Origin of the sequence: Gloeobacter violaceus PCC 7421 (assembly GCF_000011385.1) — a bacterium.
GTDB classification, from domain to species: Bacteria; Cyanobacteriota; Cyanobacteriia; order Gloeobacterales; family Gloeobacteraceae; genus Gloeobacter; species Gloeobacter violaceus.
Genome location: NC_005125.1, coordinates 723,359 through 740,636, shown reverse-complemented (window position 1 = coordinate 740,636; position 17,278 = coordinate 723,359). Strand labels below are relative to the sequence as shown.

18 protein-coding genes are annotated in these 17,278 nt (G+C 62.2%); 9 read left to right on the top strand and 9 right to left on the bottom strand.

What is annotated here, in order from left to right:
- Nucleotides 1–154: 154 nt before the first annotated feature.
- On the top strand, nt 155–1,711 hold the full coding sequence (locus GLL_RS03610; RefSeq protein WP_011140695.1) for a phytoene desaturase family protein: 1,557 nt from the start codon (nt 155–157) through the stop codon (nt 1,709–1,711).
- A 345-nt stretch (nt 1,712–2,056) separates the two neighbouring features.
- Here GLL_RS03610 and GLL_RS03605 read toward each other — a convergent pair whose 3' ends face one another.
- Complete coding sequence (locus tag GLL_RS03605) at nt 2,057–2,368, bottom strand: hypothetical protein (RefSeq protein ID WP_164928576.1); 312 nt, start codon at nt 2,366–2,368, stop codon at nt 2,057–2,059.
- 389 nt (nt 2,369–2,757) lie between these two features.
- Here GLL_RS03605 and GLL_RS03600 point away from each other — a divergent pair, with 389 nt between their 5' ends.
- Nucleotides 2,758–3,048, top strand: a complete 291-nt coding sequence (locus GLL_RS03600) for a BolA family protein (protein ID WP_164928575.1) — start codon at nt 2,758–2,760, stop codon at nt 3,046–3,048.
- On the opposite strand, the gene GLL_RS03595 is transcribed toward GLL_RS03600, so the two are convergent.
- The 5 genes from GLL_RS03595 to GLL_RS03575 form a co-directional block, all read right to left on the bottom strand.
- Nucleotides 2,996–3,550 (bottom strand): universal stress protein, encoded by a 555-nt coding sequence (locus tag GLL_RS03595; RefSeq protein ID WP_011140692.1) that lies wholly within the window; start codon nt 3,548–3,550, stop codon nt 2,996–2,998. The genes GLL_RS03600 and GLL_RS03595 overlap by 53 nt on opposite strands.
- Nucleotides 3,551–3,557: 7 nt before the next feature.
- Complete coding sequence (locus GLL_RS03590) at nt 3,558–3,926, bottom strand: P-II family nitrogen regulator (RefSeq protein ID WP_011140691.1); 369 nt, start codon at nt 3,924–3,926, stop codon at nt 3,558–3,560.
- 97 nt (nt 3,927–4,023) lie between these two features.
- Nucleotides 4,024–4,266, bottom strand: coding sequence for a hypothetical protein (locus tag GLL_RS03585; protein ID WP_011140690.1), 243 nt, complete (start codon nt 4,264–4,266; stop codon nt 4,024–4,026).
- 24 nt (nt 4,267–4,290) lie between these two features.
- Entirely contained in the window at nt 4,291–6,816 is a 2,526-nt protein-coding gene (locus tag GLL_RS03580; RefSeq protein ID WP_011140689.1) for a glycogen/starch/alpha-glucan phosphorylase, read from the bottom strand.
- 436 nt (nt 6,817–7,252) lie between these two features.
- A complete protein-coding gene (locus GLL_RS03575; protein ID WP_011140688.1) occupies nt 7,253–7,621 on the bottom strand; it encodes a PadR family transcriptional regulator in 369 nt (122 codons plus the stop codon).
- Nucleotides 7,622–7,643: 22 nt separating this feature from the next.
- On the opposite strand from GLL_RS03575, the gene GLL_RS03570 reads away from it, so the two are divergent.
- Entirely contained in the window at nt 7,644–7,988 is a 345-nt protein-coding gene (locus tag GLL_RS03570) for a hypothetical protein (RefSeq protein WP_164928574.1), read from the top strand.
- 182 nt (nt 7,989–8,170) lie between these two features.
- Here GLL_RS03570 and GLL_RS03565 read toward each other — a convergent pair whose 3' ends face one another.
- Entirely contained in the window at nt 8,171–9,040 is an 870-nt protein-coding gene (locus GLL_RS03565) for a CPBP family glutamic-type intramembrane protease (RefSeq protein ID WP_164928573.1), read from the bottom strand.
- A gap of 93 nt (nt 9,041–9,133) precedes the next feature.
- Here GLL_RS03565 and GLL_RS03560 point away from each other — a divergent pair, with 93 nt between their 5' ends.
- From GLL_RS03560 to ggt, 5 genes are all read left to right on the top strand, one after another.
- Entirely contained in the window at nt 9,134–10,000 is an 867-nt protein-coding gene (locus GLL_RS03560; RefSeq protein ID WP_164928572.1) for a DUF72 domain-containing protein, read from the top strand.
- A gap of 196 nt (nt 10,001–10,196) precedes the next feature.
- Nucleotides 10,197–11,009, top strand: a complete 813-nt coding sequence (locus tag GLL_RS03555) for a superoxide dismutase (RefSeq protein WP_164928571.1) — start codon at nt 10,197–10,199, stop codon at nt 11,007–11,009.
- Nucleotides 11,010–11,080: 71 nt separating this feature from the next.
- The gene (locus GLL_RS03550) at nt 11,081–13,225 is read left to right on the top strand and encodes a prolyl oligopeptidase family serine peptidase (RefSeq protein ID WP_011140683.1); all 2,145 of its coding nucleotides are present in this window, start codon (nt 11,081–11,083) and stop codon (nt 13,223–13,225) included.
- A gap of 529 nt (nt 13,226–13,754) precedes the next feature.
- A complete protein-coding gene (locus GLL_RS03545; RefSeq protein ID WP_164928570.1) occupies nt 13,755–13,892 on the top strand; it encodes a hypothetical protein in 138 nt (45 codons plus the stop codon).
- 105 nt (nt 13,893–13,997) lie between these two features.
- Nucleotides 13,998–15,734, top strand: a complete 1,737-nt coding sequence (gene ggt, locus GLL_RS03540; RefSeq protein ID WP_011140682.1) for a gamma-glutamyltransferase — start codon at nt 13,998–14,000, stop codon at nt 15,732–15,734.
- Here the strand turns inward: ggt and GLL_RS03535 are convergent.
- Both GLL_RS03535 and tmk read right to left on the bottom strand, forming a co-directional pair.
- Nucleotides 15,731–16,276: an NADPH-dependent FMN reductase gene (locus GLL_RS03535; protein WP_011140681.1), complete on the bottom strand. Its 546-nt coding sequence runs from the start codon at nt 16,274–16,276 to the stop codon at nt 15,731–15,733. The genes ggt and GLL_RS03535 overlap by 4 nt on opposite strands.
- A 25-nt stretch (nt 16,277–16,301) precedes the next feature.
- The gene (tmk, locus tag GLL_RS03530) at nt 16,302–16,940 is read right to left on the bottom strand and encodes a dTMP kinase (protein WP_011140680.1); all 639 of its coding nucleotides are present in this window, start codon (nt 16,938–16,940) and stop codon (nt 16,302–16,304) included.
- Between the two features lie 106 nt (nt 16,941–17,046).
- Here tmk and GLL_RS22885 point away from each other — a divergent pair, with 106 nt between their 5' ends.
- Nucleotides 17,047–17,241, top strand: coding sequence for a hypothetical protein (locus GLL_RS22885; RefSeq protein ID WP_011140679.1), 195 nt, complete (start codon nt 17,047–17,049; stop codon nt 17,239–17,241).
- The last annotated feature ends 37 nt before the right edge of the window (nt 17,242–17,278 follow it).

Genomic DNA, 17,278 nt, shown 5'->3' with positions numbered 1-17,278 from the left:
GATCGCACCGGACGACCCGGATTCGAGACAGAAAACAGCACTGTCTATACCGCATCGAAATAAACTCGTCCTTGAATCCGAATCGCCCGCCAGTGGTGCCGGGGATAGGAACGGACTGTGCGTATAATCTCTGCCTCAGGTTATGGAGGTAGTGATGGAGAATTTTGATTTTGTCGTACTCGGAGCGGGACTGGGAGGACTCTCGGCGGCAGCCTGCCTTACCCGCCAGGGACACCGCGTCGCCGTCCTCGAACAACACTATCTGCCCGGCGGCTGTTGTCATACGTTTGACTACGGAGACTACCGCTTTTGTGCCGATGTGCACTATGTCTCCCAGTGCGCCCCGGAGCAGACCATCGGTCAGTTTCTGCGCCACATCGACCGGCAAATCGAATTTAATTCCCTCGATCCCGAGTGCATCGACCGGGTGGTGACACCGGAGGCCGACTTTGCCATTCCCCTCGGTTGGGAGCGATTGCGCGAGCGGCTCATCGCGACTTTCCCCGAGGAGACCGTCGCCATCCGTCGCTACTGCGATGCGATCAGCGGGTTGCACGAGGAGATGCGCGCACTGCTGCGCGAAGTCAACTGGTTCGATCAAAAATGGTCCGACTGGTTAAAGTTGCCCAAATACTGGAATTTATTCGCCAGGCGCCACTGGACGCTGCAGGATCTTTACGACGAAGTGGGTCTCTCGCCAAAGTTGCAGGCGATCCTGGCGGGCCAGAGCGGCGATTACGCCCTGCCGCCGGCGGAGATAGCCCTTTATACCCATACCTCACTAGTACGCGACTACGCCGAAGGCGCCTATTACCCCCGGCACCACTTCAAGCACTTCGTCGATACGATCGCATCGGCGATTGTCGAGGGCGGCGGGGCGGTGCACTACCGAACACCCGTCGAGCAGATCCACATCAAAGATCACCGCGTGGACGGGATAGTGGCCGCCGGGAAGCTCTACCGGGCCGCCGCCTACATCAGCGATCTCGATCCGAAGCTCACGGTGGGGTTGATGGACGATCCCACCGCCCTGAGCGAACGGGAGCGGCAGCGGCTGACCGGCTACGAGTACTCGGCGAGTGCCTTCAATGTCTATCTGGGTCTGGATAAAACCTTCGACCCAAGCCGCTACGGCATCGGCAACTGGAATATCTGGTACTACCCGGACGGGGATCTCAACGGCGCCTACCGCCGCCAACTCACAGACGACCTTGAGCGGCCCTGGATCTTCCTATCCTGTCCGACGCTCAAATCGAACGAACCGGGCATGGCCCCGGCGGGCAACCATGTGCTGGAAATTGCCACCGTCTGCGCCTACGCGCCATTTAAGCAACTGCGCGAGACTAAGCCCGAGGCGTACAAAGCGCGCAAGCGCGAGGTCTACCGGCAGGTGATGGAAAGCACCCGCGACTTGATCCCCGACATCGACAAATACGTGCGGATGAAAATTTTCGGCACGCCCACCACCAGCGAGTTCTATCTCGGCCAACCCGAGGGCAACATCTACGGCGCCAAGCTCATCCCCAGCCAGGTGGGCCTGCACCGCCTGGGTTACCGCACGGAGTTGCCGAATTTGTTTCTAGTCGGAGCCAGCGCCGGCTACCCGAGCGTGCCGGGGGTGATCGGCAACGGCATGGACGTAGCACAACTGCTCACCGGCCAACCTATCCGAAGCCGACCGGGCTCCGCCCGGCCACTGGTGCGTAGTTAGAGAGGTATCGGGTGTTAGGTGTCCCGGCCGGCAGCACCCTTCATGGGCAACAGCTTCCGTTCTGGCACCCGGCACCTTGATGCGTCAGCATCTCAAAACCAGGAGCAGCCCAACGACCAGCCAGCCCTTTCGCCGCAGTCGACACGCGTCGTGCACGCACTGGAAAAATAAACCCATCCCACCCACAAACTCTCGTTCCTGGCCGTGCCGCTAAGTCCGGGGGGTGTCGGGGGGCTGGCAGCCCCTCGACGCGGGGAGGAGGAGAGCGCGAGAGGGGAACCCGAAGGGGGTTCCACCTCTCGCTCCACAGACTGTCGTGCAAAACCAACCGCCAAATATCAGGCGTCAGGCGCGCTGCAGAGTATAGCCAAGCCGCAGCAGCCGGCTCAAAATCGGATAATCGGCGTTCTCGTTGCTGAGGCCCGGTCCCCACCGATCCGGGTGAATGAGCCGCTTGCGCTCCAGTTCGAGGCGATTGAGCATCATCGCCGCCTCCTGCAGGCACTCCTGATACAGGTGCGGAAACATCTGAGCGACGTGGACTTTGTTGCAGCGGTCGATCACGTAGAGACGCTGCTGCTCCCAGCGGAGATTTTTGACGGGCAAACCCGTCGCCCGAAGCGTGTCGTTGCGGGTGCTGCGGTGCTGATTTGGCACGGGAAGGTTCCTCAACTCTGGCGGTAGGTTGCTTGCATACACGGATGCCACAGATCAAGCCGGCAAGCCAATCGCCGACTCGACATCCGCACAAAGGGCGCCCGGTGGACGCTTAATAGTTGCTGTAGACAAACCTTTAAGTGGCGACGGCTGAAGGCACAACGCCCCGGGCATCCTGCTACATCCAGGTGAATAGACACTTGAGTAAATAATTATTTCTGCATTCTAACCTCCCGGCCGAAGTTGGGGATCTGCCCCCGGGTGCCGGACAGCTAGCATAGGACCGTTGCGCAAACCCGGCAGGCCATGACGATTCGAGCAGCACTTCCCCGAGCACTGGCAGCACATCCGACGGGGCTACATCACAAAGTTGCAGGACAGTGACACCCATGAACACCGCCCAAAAAATTGCGGCGATCCTCAAAAGCCGGCTTCACGCCTCGGTGGTCGAAATCGAGGATCAGAGCGATCGCCACGCCGGACACGCCGGGGCGGCCGGGGGCGGTGGGCACTACAACGTGCTCATCGTCTCGGAGCGCTTCGGCGGTTTGCCTGCGATCCGCCGCCACCGGCTGGTCTACGAAGCGCTCGCCGCCGAGATGGGAAGCGCAATTCACGCCCTGTCGCTCAGGGCGCTCGCCCCCGACGAGTGGCAGGCTTCTGCAGACCGGCCTCAATAGGCAAGGGTTTGTCCTCATCCTCCGCACCGGTAACCACCAGCACCGAGCAGGGGGCGTGGTGCAGAACGTAGTTGCTGATGCTGCCTAGAAGCATCTCGCTGATGCCGCGCCGTCCCCGCCGCCCGGTAACGATCAAATCGGCGCTCCAGGCGCGGGCCAACTGGCAGATCTGCGGGCCGGGGCTGCCGGCGCTCTGGCTAAATTCGGCAATGACCCCGACGGCGGCGGCCCGCTCGGCGAACATCTGGAGCATCGCCCGCCCCAACTGCTCGTAGCGCTCCCACTCCCGGCGATAAAACGCCAGGGTCTCGTCGTCGAAACTGAGCGGATGGAAGTCGGTGATCGCCGGAACGACCAGGCCGGGGCTGTTGTCTTCGTCCCCCGACAGCACGTGCATCAGCATCAGCGACCCTCCGCCGAGGCGGGCGAGGGCAAAGGCTTTCTCGAAGACCAGTTCGTTGCTGGAAGACTGATCTAGGGCGACGAGGATTTTTGTGAACATGGTGCCCTCAGTGAATCAGGACTGCCGGACTCTCGAAGCGGACCGCCTCCAGGTCGCACTCGCCGGTGCGCACCCGCACCGCCTGGGTGACAGGCAGCACAAAGATTTTGCCGTCGCCGACGCTGCCGGTGCGTGCCGCCTGTACGATTCGCTCGACAACCGTCTCGGTGAATTCGTCAGGTACGACGATTTCGAGTTTGAGCTTGGCAAGAAACTGCGCGGCGCTCCCGAATCCCCGAAAGATCACCGAATGGCCGCGCTGCCGGCCGAAGCCTTCAACCCGGCTGACGGTCATGCCCTGCACACCGATGGCCGCCAGGGCCTGCTCGACGGCGTCGAGCCTGGAAGGTTGGATGATCGCTTCGATTTTGTTCATGGCGGTGCGTTCCTCAGGATGAGCGGCTGCAGGTGCATTCAGGCTAGACCTTGCCGGTGAAAAACTCGGGAATCCCTCTATTCAGCAGCCGCTCAATTCAGCAGCCGCGGACACTCAAGTAGAAATCATCCTGGGGAAGATAGGTCGCCTCGATGCAGCCGCTGTCGCCGAGTCGGCCGCGCAGGATCCGGGTGCACTGCGCGCAATGGCCGTGCCAGACGGTGCCGTCGCGGTGCCAGGCGATAGGCGAACCGCAGTGGAGACAGCCGATCGAGCAGACCGGTCGGCTGTCGGCAGCGTGGGCAATTTTCCTGACGGTGTGGAGGGTTGGGGTAGTCATCTGAGGCTCCGCTGAAAATAGAACTTAGAGGTGTTCGCGCCCCTTGAGGGCGATCACCTGCTGGCTGTAGGCATCGAGGTGGACTTTGACCGGTTGCAGCCGCCAGATGCGGCTGCAGTACTCCCGCGCCGTCCGGTCACAGCAGACGGCCCCGAGGCGGCTGACGCTCTCGATCGAGAGTCGCGTCCACAGGGCCAGGTCGCGGTAGGCGGCATCGACGCTCCCTTGACCGTCGACATAGGACTGGTAGTCGACCAGATTCAGCGCTTCGTCATCCTCTACCATTGCCGCGACAATGGGCTTGAACTGTTCGCTGTCGCCGTGGCTGAAGTAGCCGGTGGCGATCTGGTCGACTACCTGCCGCAGGAGCGGGTTGCTGTGGTAGAAAGCCATCGGCTGGTACTCGGTGAGTTTGAGCGCCTGACCCTCGCCGGTACTTAGACCGAACTCGAAGAAACGCTCGCGGCCGACGGTCCGTTCGATCTCGAGATTGATCCCGTCGGGGCTGCCCAACAGCAGGGCGCCGTTGAGGGCTGCGCAGAGGCTGCCGGTGTCGCCGGCCTGAAAGCCCGGCAGGGCGTCCTGCTCGGCCAGATCCGCCGCGGCGAAGATTTTTTGGGTCAGGGCGACGGTGGGTTCGGGCACGAAGACGACCCGGATCCGCCCGGCCACGATCGGATCGGCGTTGACGACCGCGCCGACGGCGTGGATGAGTTTGACAGTCAGGCGGCCGAGCGGATCGCCGGGCCGGGGCCATCCCGAAAAGATGAACGCGCGCGGGACGATATTAGCCCCGGGTTCGCTCTGGAGGCGATTGAAAAGGGTGACGATGTACAGCGCGCTGAGCAACTGTCGGCGACACCCCTCGAACGGTTCGAGCCGAATATCGAAAAGGGCCTCCGAAGAGAGGGCGACACCGCTCGTGGCGAGCAATTGAGCGGCAAGGGAACGCTTGTGGGCCTGCTTGATTTGCCGCCAGCTCCGTTGAAAGTCCGGGTCGGCGGCGTGCCGACGCAGGGCGTCGAGTCCCTCCGGGTGCGTCAGCCAGTGGGGGCCGATCCGCTCGCCGATCAGCCGGGCGAGGGGCGGATTGGCCAGCACCAACCAGCGGCGGGTCGAGACGCCCGCGCCGATGGTCTGAAATTTTTGCGGCCAGAGCCGGTGAAAATCGGCAAGTACGGTCTGCGCCAGCTGCCCGGTAGCGCTCTCGGAGGTGCCGACCACCGTGTGACAGGCAATGCAGGCCAGGTGAGCCAGGCGCACCTGATCGTCCGCAAAAAGCGACAGGCGGGCAATTTGCGCTTCGTCCACCAGAAGTGCTTGCAACTGCAGGCGGAATCGGCGGTCGATCTCGCGCAAAATCTCCAGGTGCCGGGGCAGCCAGCGCTCAACCAGCGCCACCGGCCAGCACTCAAGCGTCTCCACCGCCCAGGTGTGGGCGGTGGCCGAGAACATTCGGCCGGTCATCTCCCAGGCTTCCTCCCACCCCAGGTCGTGGCGATCGACCAGGATCCGCATCCATTCGGCAATGGCGATGGGCGGGTGGGAGTCGTCGATGTGGATGGCCGCGCGCTCGGGCAGCTCGCCGAGCGGGCGGCCCGTCTGGGTAAAAAGCCGCACGATGTCGTGCACGGAGCAGCAGGCGAGCAGATACTGCTGTTGCAGGCGCAGCCGCTGGTGGTGGGGACCGTCTCCCGCCGGGTAGGGTACCCGGGTGATCAGCTCGCAGTCGAGTTTCGCTTCGACGGCGCGGGCGTATTCTTCCGGATTGGCCACCGGCGCATCGAACTGCTCGCTGGCCCGGGCGCTCCAGAGACGCAGGGTATTGACGGTGTGGGTGCGGTAGCCGGGCACCAGCCGGTCGTAAGGTTCGCCTATCACGGCGCCTTCGGGCAGCCAGCGCACCCGGTAGCGGTTCTCGCCGTCGAGATGGGCCTCGGTCCGCCCACCCAGGGGGACTTCCACCCGGTACTCGGGTCGGGGGATCTCCCAGGGGTCATCCGCGAAGCGCCAGGGGACGGGGCGCTCGAAGGGCCAGCCGTCGCGGATCACTTGCTCTGAGCCGAATTCATAGCGCAGGCCGTAGCCAATCGCGGGCATCTGCTGGGTGGCGAGCGCCTCGGCAAGGCTCGCCGCCTGCCTCGAACCCTCCCGCCGCCCCAGCTGCGGCTCGCGCTCCAGCGCCAGCAGATCCTCCAGACGCACACCGAGCCCGGCGAGCGCCTCGACGGAGCGCGCGTAGAGGCCCGCGCTCACCAAATTGGCCACCAGTTGCGGTCCCGGGCGGTATTGCGAGGCCAGATAACACACCACCCGCGCTCCGCAATCGAAGTAAGCCTGGCGGGTATTGCGCCAGCGATGCAGCAGCGGGTCGCGCACGGTATGGGCGAGGGCGGCCAAAAAATCCTGGGCGCCGGCCTGGGAGGGATCTTTGCCCAGAACATAGCGGAGGTTATCGACGATGGCCTGGCGCAAAGCCTCGACGCCGGGGGCGGCACTCGGCTCCTCCAGCGGCATATCCGGCGGTGTTTGGGGTGGAGGCGGCTGCATGGGAAGAGGCCTCGTGCGATGGGAAAGTGCCTGTCCGGGCTCATATTGAAGCTAAGCAACAAAGGTGAAAAACCCGAGAAGCAACTTTGCAGGTTCATCCCAAGCCGCCCAAAAAAGCCCGGTTCCGCGCATTGGGAACCGGGTGCCAGCAGGCCGATTGGTGAGCAATTCCGCCGACATCGAAGCGGCTGGATGAAGGGGGACCGTCGGGGGGAAGGGCGAGGGCGGCGCTGCTGTCTTGGAAACTGGAAGTCGTTTATCGCGGAAGGGAAACGCTAGGAATCGATACCGCCTGCAAACTGGCCTCCGCCCGGTTAATCAATATTTTGAAGAACACTTTTGAGCGTAAAAGGTGATGGTGAAGAATTCGGGAAGGTCGGTCAAGATTTTCCACGGGCCTGCGAACCTCCCGTGTGCCTTGAGTCTGGTGAAGGTTCTAAGCCGGATCCGCACCAGGGAGCAGCCGGCGGGCGCGGGCCAGGTCGACTAGATCCGCAAGCCGGGCGGCCTCGGCGGCGGCGATGCGCCGCCCCAGAGGCGAAAGCCGGTAGTAGCGTCGGCGCTGATCGTCGAGATCCGGGTCAGCCCGCTCGTCGGACTCTTCGATCCACCCATCGCCCAACAGTTGCTTGATCGAACGGTAGAGCGTCCCCGGCCCCAGCCGCACTGCGCCGTCGGTACGATCTTTGACTTCTTTGCTGATGCCGTAGCCGTGGCGCTCGCCCTCGGCGAGGGCCAGCAGGATATGAAAGGCCGCCGGGGTCAGCGGCAAAAACGATCTCGGGTCCGGCGCAGGAATGCTCATGAATGCAGGAACTTTATCCGTTATGGATATATCTGATATGGACAATTTATCGGCTGAACGGTTTTCCGTCAACCGCTCCAACCTTGAGCAGGCTGAAGACGGCCGGCTACAAGGAATTTCCTTGGAAGCCTCCGAGGCGAGCCGGGGAGGCGCCTCGGGCCGGCGCGGGTGCACCCCGGCGGCGCTTGGCAGTGACGACGACTTCAGGAAGAGTATAGGTTTTTGTGGTCGCCGGTTGCGGGCGGGAGTCGAAGCGCGCCTGGCCTGCCGCCTGCTGCAAACCGAACGCGGCAGCAGCCAGGATAGCGAGGGCGAGGACGACCTGCAGCCCCCACCCAAGGGCGAACCGAACGCGGCGGGCCGGTGAAAAGACAGGCGCGACAAAACGGGAAGCACAGAGCATGGCACATCCTCCAGATTTAGTGAATTGGCAAACGATGGATTCCACGAGCCGGACTGTGGGAAGGCCCGAGGGCAGGAACCGACTCCAGAAACTATCCACATCGGATATATCCGATGTGGACACTCTATCCATTCTGGATAGAGATGTCAACGGTGCTTCGGCAATTTTTCTGGGGTGGGCAGCGGCAGACGGGCAAGCAGCAGGGCGACGGCGGCCAAAAGCAGCACCCCGGCGGCTCCGGCCAGGGGATGTCCCCCCAGGCCAGTGAGCCACTGGGGCACTTCGGGTCGGTCGTACAGGGCCATACCCTGGGTGCTCACGACGTAGTAGGTCCACACCCAGCCGGCGTGCAGTCCGACGGCAAGCCCCAGACGACCGGCGCTCCGCAGGCGGGCGAATGCGAGCAGCAGCCCGGCTGCGAACAGCGCCGGAAACTGCGGCCAGGTGGCGAGGATGATTTCGGGGGCTTTGATGAAGTGCGCAGCAGCAAACAGCGCCGCACTCGCTACCGCTCCCGCCCAGGCCCCATAGCGCTGGGCGAACGTTTGCAGCAAGAACCCCCGAAAGAGCAGCTCTTCGATAAAGCCGACCGCCAGGCCGACTGCGAGCCCCTCGGCAAGGGGAATAGCTAGCCCGGCGATTTTTTCGGGATGCCAGCTCACCCAGCCCAGGGCGGCTTCGGCCGCGACCAGTAGACTGAGTCCCACCACCCCGATGACAAGACCGATGCCTGCGAGGAGGAGATTGGCCCAATCGCGGGCCAGGCCGTACTGGGCGAGGGAGCGGCCGTCAAGGCGGTGAGCCAAAAGCCGCAACACCGCCAGAATAGCCGCGTACAAGATCACGGCTGCCCCAAGGGTCTGAGAGGTGCTGAGCGTCTCGAAGGGCATCCCCGGTCGCCACCCGGTCACAAAAAGCCACACCAACACCCCCGGCAGCCACAGCGCCAAAAGCCCGGCCAAAAACAGTGCAATGCGAACGAGTGGGCGTTCACTAAATCGCAGAACGGTCGCCATTATCCGACATGAATGGACCACAGGCGATCCTATCAGCCCGACGGCTAAGATCTGGGGCAAGGCAAGTGCACGTTCCACCGGGGCATGGCTTCGATGTCCGAGGACACACTCATTTACGTCGGCTGCCAGGGCTGGCGCTACCCGGATTGGCGGTTGGCTTCTGCGGAAGCGGTGGGCGATCTGAGTGCCCCGTTCTACCCGCCCAGGCTGCCCGCCGCCCGCGAACTGAAGCATTACGCCCGCACATTCGATCTGGTGGAGGTTGATTCGACCTTTTATGCGGTTCCTCAGATTCGGGTGGTCAAGAACTGGGCGACCCAGGTGCCTGAGACCTTTCGCTTTACCCTGAAGTTGCCCCGCACCCTTACCCACGAGTACCGTCTTGCGCGGGGAAGGGCGACCCTTTCGGCCTTTTGTGAATGCGCCCGCCCCTTGGGAGTCCAATTGGCAGCTATTCTCATCCAGTTGCCTCCGTCATTTGCAACGGACGAATTTGCGGCGCTGGAGCGCTTTTTGCCCCATCTGCCCGCGGATTTGCCTTTTGCCGTTGAATTTCGCGATCCTGCCTGGCTCAGTGAGCGCACGGTCGAACTGCTGGCGGCCCACCGGATCGCCCTGACCCTCGGGGATACCCCCTGGATACCGACACCACTGGCGCTCGCCTGGCTCGACAGGCTACCTACCGACTGGCTCTATCTACGGCTGATGGGATCCAAATCCAACGGTCTGGAGCACTTTACCCACCGGCAATTCGACCGCACGGACACCCTCGATGCGTGGGCGGCGGCCGTTTGGCGCCTGGCGGAAGGCGGCAAACGTGTCTATGTGCTGCTTGACAACCATTTCGAAGGTTTCTCGCCGGGGTCGGCGACGCTGCTTGTGCGCAAATTGGGGCTGGCAGAGCGCCCCTTTCCCCACGACTGCCCTGCCGAAAGCGAGCAACTCGGCCTCGAATGGTAGAGCGGTTCTCGAAGGACTAGACCAAAAGCCCGATCGATTCGCCGGGGGGAGGCGCAAGATGGTTTTGGGTGTTTTGCTTACAGGTAAGGCGCGATATTCTCCGTTACTAAAGGCTGCCTGCAATTTTCCAGCCGGGCGTGCCCCTTGCGGTTCACCTGAGGCAAAAACCGGTTCACTCTGCCAGGAGTTCGTCTCGATGAAATGCTCCGTATCCACGCTGGTCGGCACCCTTTGCCTTACCGCTGCCGCGTTGTTGTCCACAGCTGCCGAAGCCCAGATCAACATCCCGACACCGACGATTACCCCGCCCACCGTCACTGTACCGTCGGTGCAACCGCCTTCGGTCACGATGCCGTCCGCCACCCAGGCGTCGACAACGGCGTCGGGCTATCCCTACAAACTTGCTCCCCTCCCCTACGACTACAGCGCTCTTGAGCCTTATATCGACGCAGAAACCATGAAGCTTCACCACGACAAGCACCACCAGGCTTACGTGGACAATCTCAACAAAGCGCTCGAGAAGTATCCGGATCTCCAAAAAAAATCGCCCGAACAACTCCTGCGCGATCTTAAGCAAGTACCCGAGGACACCCGTGCCGCCGTGCGCGGCAATGGCGGCGGCCACGTCAACCACACGATGTTCTGGGAGATCATGAAGCCCAAAGGGGGCGGCGAGCCCGCCGGTCCGATCGCCGCCGCCATCCGCACCAACTTCGGCAGCTTCGACGCCTTCAAAACCCAGTTCAATGAAGCGGGCACCAAGCGCTTCGGCAGCGGTTGGGTGTGGCTTGTGAGCAATCCCGGCGGCAAGCTTGAGATCGTGAGCACCGCCAATCAGGATTCGCCCATTGCCGACGGCAAGTACCCGATCATGGGCAACGACGTCTGGGAGCACGCTTACTATCTCAAGTACCAGAACCGCCGGGCCGATTATCTGAGCGCCTGGTGGAACACGCTCAACTGGGATGAGATCAATCGTCGTTTCCAGAAAGCCTCCACCGGGTTGTAGGGCGGTTTTGCCGCCTGGCGGGGCGTTCGGTTAGCCTGGAGCGTAATCTTTACCGCGCTGGGGATCTGACCATGAACGCCCTGTTCGGATTGTGTGCTGTCGCTCTTGCGATATCGCTGGATGCTTCTTGTGCCCTTGCCCAGAATCTGGCGGCGAGCGCTCCGAGACTGACTTATCCGCCTACCGAGCGGGTCGAGCAATTTGACGACTACCACGGCACCCGCGTAGCCGACCCGTACCGCTGGCTTGAAGATCCCAATTCTCCCAAAACCAGAGCCTGGGTGGAGGCGCAAAACAAAGTCACCTTCGCTTACCTGGAAGGCATTCCCTACCGCGAACCCCTCAAAGAACGGCTCACCAAGATCTGGAACTACGAGAAGTACGGCATCCCCAACCGCGAAGGGGACCGGTTCTTCTTCACCCGCAACAGCGGCCTGCAAAATCAGAGCGTCCTGTACAATGCGGCGAAGTTGGGTGATGCGCCCCGGGTACTGCTTGATCCCAATACACTCTCCAAAGACGGCACGGTGGCGCTCACCGGCATCGACATCACCGACGACGGCAGGTACCTAGCCTATGGCACCGCTGCTTCCGGCTCCGATTGGCAGCAGTGGCACGTGCGCGAAGTGGCGACCGGCCGCGATCTGCCCGATGTAATTAAGTGGGTCAAATTCTCTGAGGCGTCCTGGCTTAAGGACGGCAAGGGCTTTTTCTACAGCCGCTACGACGAGCCGAACGCCGCCACCCAGTTTCAGGATGTCAATTATTTTCAGAAGCTCTACTTCCACCGCCTCAGCACCCCCCAGGCTCAAGACGTGCTGGTCTATGAGCGCAAAGATCAAAAAGAGTGGGGCTTCGGCGGCGAAGTCAGCGAAGACGGACGCTACCTCGTCATCAACGTCAGCCAGGGCACCGACCCCAAAAACCGGGTCTTCTACAAAGACCTGCAAAACAACTCAGGCAGGGTGATGGAGCTATTGCCCGACGCCGACGCCGCTTATACGTTTATCGGCAACGACGGGCCGCGCTTTTGGTTTGTTACCGACAAAGAGGCGCCCCGCGGTCGCCTGGTGCTTATCGACACGACGCGACCTTTGCAGTTGCAGGAGGTGGTTCCCCAGACCGACGCCACTTTGCAGAGCGCCGATATTGTGGGGGAACGGTTGTTCTTGCGTTACCTCAAAGACGCCCGCAGCCAGGTAAAAGTCTTCGATCTCAAAGGCAAGTTCCTGAGCGAAGTGGCCTTCCCCGGCCTTGGCACCGTCACGGGTTTTGGCGGCAAGCGCACGGACACCGAGACGTTTTACGCCTTTACCAGCTTCACCACCCCCACCACCATCTACCGCTACGACATCCCCACTGCCAAAAGCACCGTGCTCTTCCAGCCTAAAGTCGACTTCGACCCCACCGCCTACACCACCGAGCAGGTCTTCTTCAACAGCAAGGACGGCACCCGCATCCCGATGTTCATCACCTATAAAAAAGGCACCCCCCGCAACGCCCTCAACCCTACCTACCTCTATGGCTACGGCGGCTTCAACGTTTCTATTACCCCCACTTTTTCACCCGCCAACCTGCTGTGGTTGGAAATGGGCGGCCTCTACGCCGTCCCCAACCTGCGCGGCGGCGGCGAGTACGGCGAGGATTGGCATCAGGCGGGCACCAGGCTCAACAAGCAAAACGTCTTCGATGACTTTCTCGCCGCGGCCGAATACCTGATCGCCAATAAATACACCTCGCCGGAGAAATTGGCGATCGGCGGCGGCAGCAACGGTGGTTTGCTGGTGGGAGCTGCCATGACCCAGCGCCCGGAGTTGTTTGCTGCTGCGCTGCCCGCGGTCGGGGTGATGGACATGCTGCGCTTTGAGCAGTTCACGATTGGCTGGGCGTGGGTGTCCGATTACGGCTCTTCGCAAGACCCCGAGCAATTCCAGGCGTTGTATGCCTACTCGCCTTTGCACAACTTGAAGGCAGGGACACGCTACCCGGCGACGCTGGTGACGACGGCGGACACCGACGACCGGGTGGTGCCGGGACACAGTTACAAGTTCACAGCGGCGCTACAGGCGGCGCAGGCGGGCGAAGGACCGGTGTTGATCCGCATCGAGACGAAGGCGGGCCACGGAGCGGGCAAGCCGACCACCAAGCTGATCGAAGAAGCGGCGGACCGCTGGGCGTTTCTGGTGGCCAACCTCCGCATGCAACTGAAGTTTTGACCTCTCTCCCGCTTCTTTATCTTGGTGGGAAGCAGACCGGGAATCGGTACGTACTGCGGTACGATTCTGAATACCTGTTACAGAGTTTGCCGATAACATTGCAGCGCCCATGTCCAGCCCCACAAAGATAAAAGCTTACGCGGTTCTCGATGGCGGCGGCGTCAAAGGCGCGGCGCTGGCAGGTTGGAGACCGCTTGGCAGCCTGTCTCCGCGTTTTTCTACTGGCAGGTTTTTAACTCTTTCAAAAGGGAACTGGGTTTGTACAACGCCCAGAAGCTCAAAGAGTTTCTACTCCAAAAAATCAAATCCCAACTGCCTGCGCTATCGGCGTTCTATCGGTGGATACCGACGCTTCCCTTGATGCTACGAGTTGGGTGCGAGAGCATAAAAGGTATGTCAACGACACGGCCTGGAGCTGGTCGGCGATCCTGGCGAAGCTTTTGGACAAGGGGTAACGGCCACGTACAACCCGGGCGGCATTCGTCTTCCAAAGGGTGCAGATATCGAGATCAAGTCCCTGGGGGGCGGCATGTTTTCCTTTGCCAACGCCTACGACGGCAACTTCGAATACTTCGAGGGCCGGCCGTTGCACGCGGAAGACGGCCTCTGTGAAGTCCAAGTCCAGATCGAACTCGAAGAAGACGCCCCTGCTCCGCGCGAACCGTAGTTATTGAACTGCTGCAGGCGCATGGGCGATGTCTGTAACGCCCGGTGCAGTTACGCCACACCGACGGTGATATCTTTTTTAACTGCCGTTTCGGATGATTAGGCGATGAAATTGCACTCGGCCCTGCTGCTCGCTTCGCTGCTGGTGCTCAGTTGTGCCGCTACGGCGGCAGCCCTGCCCGGTGGAGATCGAGGCGGAACCTATTTTTCGACGCGCAGCCCGGTGATTGCCAAAAACGGCATGGCTGCCACCAGCCACCCGCTGGCCACCCAGATCGCCGTCGACGTGCTTAAAAAAGGCGGCAGCGCTGTCGACGCCGCCATCGCCGCCAACGCCGCCCTGGGATTGATGGAACCTACCGGCAACGGCATCGGTGGGGATCTATTCGCCATCGTCTGGGATCCGAGAGCGCGCAAACTCGCGGGCCTCAACGCCAGTGGCCGCTCGCCGCTGGGACTCGACTACGAACGACTCAAAAGCGCGGTTGGGGGGAGCCCGACGATCCCGATTTTTGGGCCGCTGCCCGTCACGGTGCCGGGGGCGGTGGACGGTTGGTTTATGCTGCACGGCCGCTACGGCCGATTGCCCATAGCCGAACTGCTTGCTCCTGCTGTCCGTTACGCCCGCGAGGGGGTGCCGGTGCCGCAGATGATCGCCGGTTACTGGCAGTCCAACCTCCGCCGCTTCGAGCGCGACAAAGACCAGATTCCCGAACTGGCCAATTTTCGCAAGACCTACTTGATAGCCGGCAACCCCCCCGCCGAGGGGGAAATCTTCCGCAACCCGGATCTGGCGCTCACACTCGAAAAAATCGGCAAAGGCGGCCGGGACGTATTCTACAAAGGCGAGATCGCCGACACCATCGACGCTTACATGCAGCGGGTAGGGGGGTATTTGCGCCGGACCGACTTCGAGCGGCACACCGGCACCTGGGTCGAGCCGGTGCGGGTCAATTACCGAGGCTATGACGTCTACGAACTGCCGCCCAACGGCCAGGGGATCGCGGCCCTACAGATGCTTAACATCCTCGAAGGCTTCGATCTCAAAAAAATGGGCCACAACAGCGCCGACTACCTGCACGCGCAGGTGGAAGCCAAAAAACTCGCCTTCGCCGACCGGGCGCGCTACTACGCCGACCCGGACTTCAGCAAGATGCCGGTGGCCGGGTTGCTCGACAAGACCTACGCAAGCGACCGGCGGCGGCTCATCGCCATGGACCGCGCCCAGTCGCGCCAGGCGGCGGGTCTGCCCCCCGCCGCCGATACGATCTACCTCACCACCGCCGACAAAGACGGCATGATGGTCTCGCTCATCCAGAGCAACTACGTGGGCATGGGCAGCGGCCTGGTTCCGGACGGCCTCGGCTTTATGCTCCAGGACCGCGGTGCACAATTTAGCCTCACCCCCGGCCACCCGAACGTCTATGCCCCCGGCAAGCGGCCCTTCCACACGATCATCCCGGCCTTTGTGAGCAAAGACGGTGAGCCGTTTATGAGTTTTGGGGTGATGGGGGGTGACATGCAGCCGCAGGGCCACGTCCAGATTCTATGCAACATCATCGACTTTGGTATGGACGTGCAGCAGGCCGGGGACGCGGCGCGCTACTACCACACTGGCGACAACGACCCGGACGGGCGGGTGATGGTCGATGGCGGCACCCTTAACCTCGAAAGCGGCGTGGGGGAGGATAGCCGTACCGAGCTTGCCCGCCGGGGCCACCGGCTTGCCGCCACCTCCCCGGGAGCCTACGGCGGCTACCAGGTCATCCAGTGGGACCAGGTCAACCGCGTGTACCGCGGTGCTTCCGAGATGCGCAAGGACGGCCAGGTGAGCGGATTTTAGGCGGTCGTGCGCAGCATACGGGCGGCTTTGACCAGGGCGTAGGCGAGTTTGTCGAGGCGATCTTTGAGCTTGGGATCGGTGAGGTTGCCCTCGGCGTCGAACTGCTTCCAGGCTTGGCCGATCGCCACCTGCTCAGGCACCACCCAGGCGTGCACCCAGCGGGCCACCGTGCGCAGATCGTTGAGGGCGTTGTTGTTCTGGCCGCCCCCCAGCACGCTCACCAGACCGAAGACTTTGTCGGAAAGCTCCTCGAAACTCATCAGATCCAGGGCGTTTTTGATCACGCCGCTGAAGCTGCCGTGGTACTCGGGTGTGGCGATCAGCAGTGCGTCCGCCTCTTTAACCTTGCGCTTGAGCACTTCCACGTCCGGGTGATCCGGGTACTCGTCGCCGCCGTGGCAGAAGGGCAGATTCAACTGCTTGAAATCGAGATACTCTACCTCGGCACCCGCCCCCGCCGCCGCCGCCAGAGCCAGCAGCAGCGCTTTTTCGGCATGGGAGCCCGGGCGCAAACTTCCGCATAGACCGACAACTTTGACCATCAGTACACTCTCCCGCCGAATTCGGCTACTTCTCTAGTTTAGATTGATTCTCATTCAAGAATACATCTACGGCAGAGCGGATCTGTTCGGCGGTCGCCTCGACGCTCAGACCGGCGTCGACGGGCCGGATGCGGCCCGGATAACGATTTGCCAGGGCCGCGAAGCCCATGTGCACCCGCTGGTGGAAGGCGAGCGTTTCCGCTTCGATGCGATCGGGGGTGTTGCCGTTGCTTGCGAGGCGCCGCACCAGTCCAGCCTGCGGATCGAGTTTCAGCCAGAAAGTCAGATCTGGGAGGAGCCCACCGGTGGCGATGGCGTTGAGTCGCTCGATGAGCCCCAGATCCAGACCACGGCCATAGCCCTGGTAAGCCACTGTCGAATCAGAGAAGCGGTCGCACAGCACTGCCGCACCCGAGGCAAGGGCGGGGCGGACGACCCGCGCCAGGTGCTCGGCCCGATCGGTCGCGTACAGAAGCAACTCGGCGGTGGGGGTGATTTCGCTCCGGGCATCGAGGAGCAGACCGCGCAGCGAGCGGCCCAGGGCGGTGCCGCCGGGTTCGCGGGTGCGCACGACCCGGTGGCACCGCTTTTCGAGCCAGTCGCCTAAAAGAGTAAGTTGCGTGGTCTTGCCGCAGCCTTCGCCGCCTTCAAAGGTGATGAACATGGGCCGAGCGTTGATTGTGTATTTTAATCGCAAAGCGGAAGCGAAATGGCCGAGCGATGCTAATTAATGAGTCTCGCGCCAAGATCATGCGATCAGGAGGCTTGTTATGCGGTGGTTTGCTCTGGTGGCCCAGTACGTTTCTGAGGCAATCTTGCAGATTTTCTTTCCCGATCGCGACGAATTCCCCAAGTACGGCTTCGAGGTCTTCAAGGGCGAGATTGCAGGCGACTTCGAGGGATGGCCCGAGCGGCCTTCCTGCCGGATTGACCGTCATCGGCCGGTCGCAAACGAAGCCACCTGACGGTAGGGTTGCACTGTGCCGGGGCGTGTTGTTGCCC

Coding starts and splice junctions, on each gene's coding strand:
- GLL_RS03610 (WP_011140695.1), top strand. CDS start 155: ATGGAGAATTTTGATTTTGTCGTACTCGGAGCGGGACTGGGAGGACTC.
- GLL_RS03600 (WP_164928575.1), top strand. CDS start 2,758: ATGAACACCGCCCAAAAAATTGCGGCGATCCTCAAAAGCCGGCTTCAC.
- GLL_RS03595 (WP_011140692.1), bottom strand. CDS start 3,550: ATGTTCACAAAAATCCTCGTCGCCCTAGATCAGTCTTCCAGCAACGAA.
- GLL_RS03590 (WP_011140691.1), bottom strand. CDS start 3,926: ATGAACAAAATCGAAGCGATCATCCAACCTTCCAGGCTCGACGCCGTC.
- GLL_RS03585 (WP_011140690.1), bottom strand. CDS start 4,266: ATGACTACCCCAACCCTCCACACCGTCAGGAAAATTGCCCACGCTGCC.
- GLL_RS03580 (WP_011140689.1), bottom strand. CDS start 6,816: ATGCAGCCGCCTCCACCCCAAACACCGCCGGATATGCCGCTGGAGGAG.
- GLL_RS03575 (WP_011140688.1), bottom strand. CDS start 7,621: ATGAGCATTCCTGCGCCGGACCCGAGATCGTTTTTGCCGCTGACCCCG.
- GLL_RS03570 (WP_164928574.1), top strand. CDS start 7,644: ATGGATATATCTGATATGGACAATTTATCGGCTGAACGGTTTTCCGTC.
- GLL_RS03565 (WP_164928573.1), bottom strand. CDS start 9,040: ATGGCGACCGTTCTGCGATTTAGTGAACGCCCACTCGTTCGCATTGCA.
- GLL_RS03560 (WP_164928572.1), top strand. CDS start 9,134: ATGTCCGAGGACACACTCATTTACGTCGGCTGCCAGGGCTGGCGCTAC.
- GLL_RS03555 (WP_164928571.1), top strand. CDS start 10,197: ATGAAATGCTCCGTATCCACGCTGGTCGGCACCCTTTGCCTTACCGCT.
- GLL_RS03550 (WP_011140683.1), top strand. CDS start 11,081: ATGAACGCCCTGTTCGGATTGTGTGCTGTCGCTCTTGCGATATCGCTG.
- GLL_RS03545 (WP_164928570.1), top strand. CDS start 13,755: ATGTTTTCCTTTGCCAACGCCTACGACGGCAACTTCGAATACTTCGAG.
- ggt (WP_011140682.1), top strand. CDS start 13,998: ATGAAATTGCACTCGGCCCTGCTGCTCGCTTCGCTGCTGGTGCTCAGT.
- GLL_RS03535 (WP_011140681.1), bottom strand. CDS start 16,276: ATGGTCAAAGTTGTCGGTCTATGCGGAAGTTTGCGCCCGGGCTCCCAT.
- tmk (WP_011140680.1), bottom strand. CDS start 16,940: ATGTTCATCACCTTTGAAGGCGGCGAAGGCTGCGGCAAGACCACGCAA.
- GLL_RS22885 (WP_011140679.1), top strand. CDS start 17,047: ATGCGGTGGTTTGCTCTGGTGGCCCAGTACGTTTCTGAGGCAATCTTG.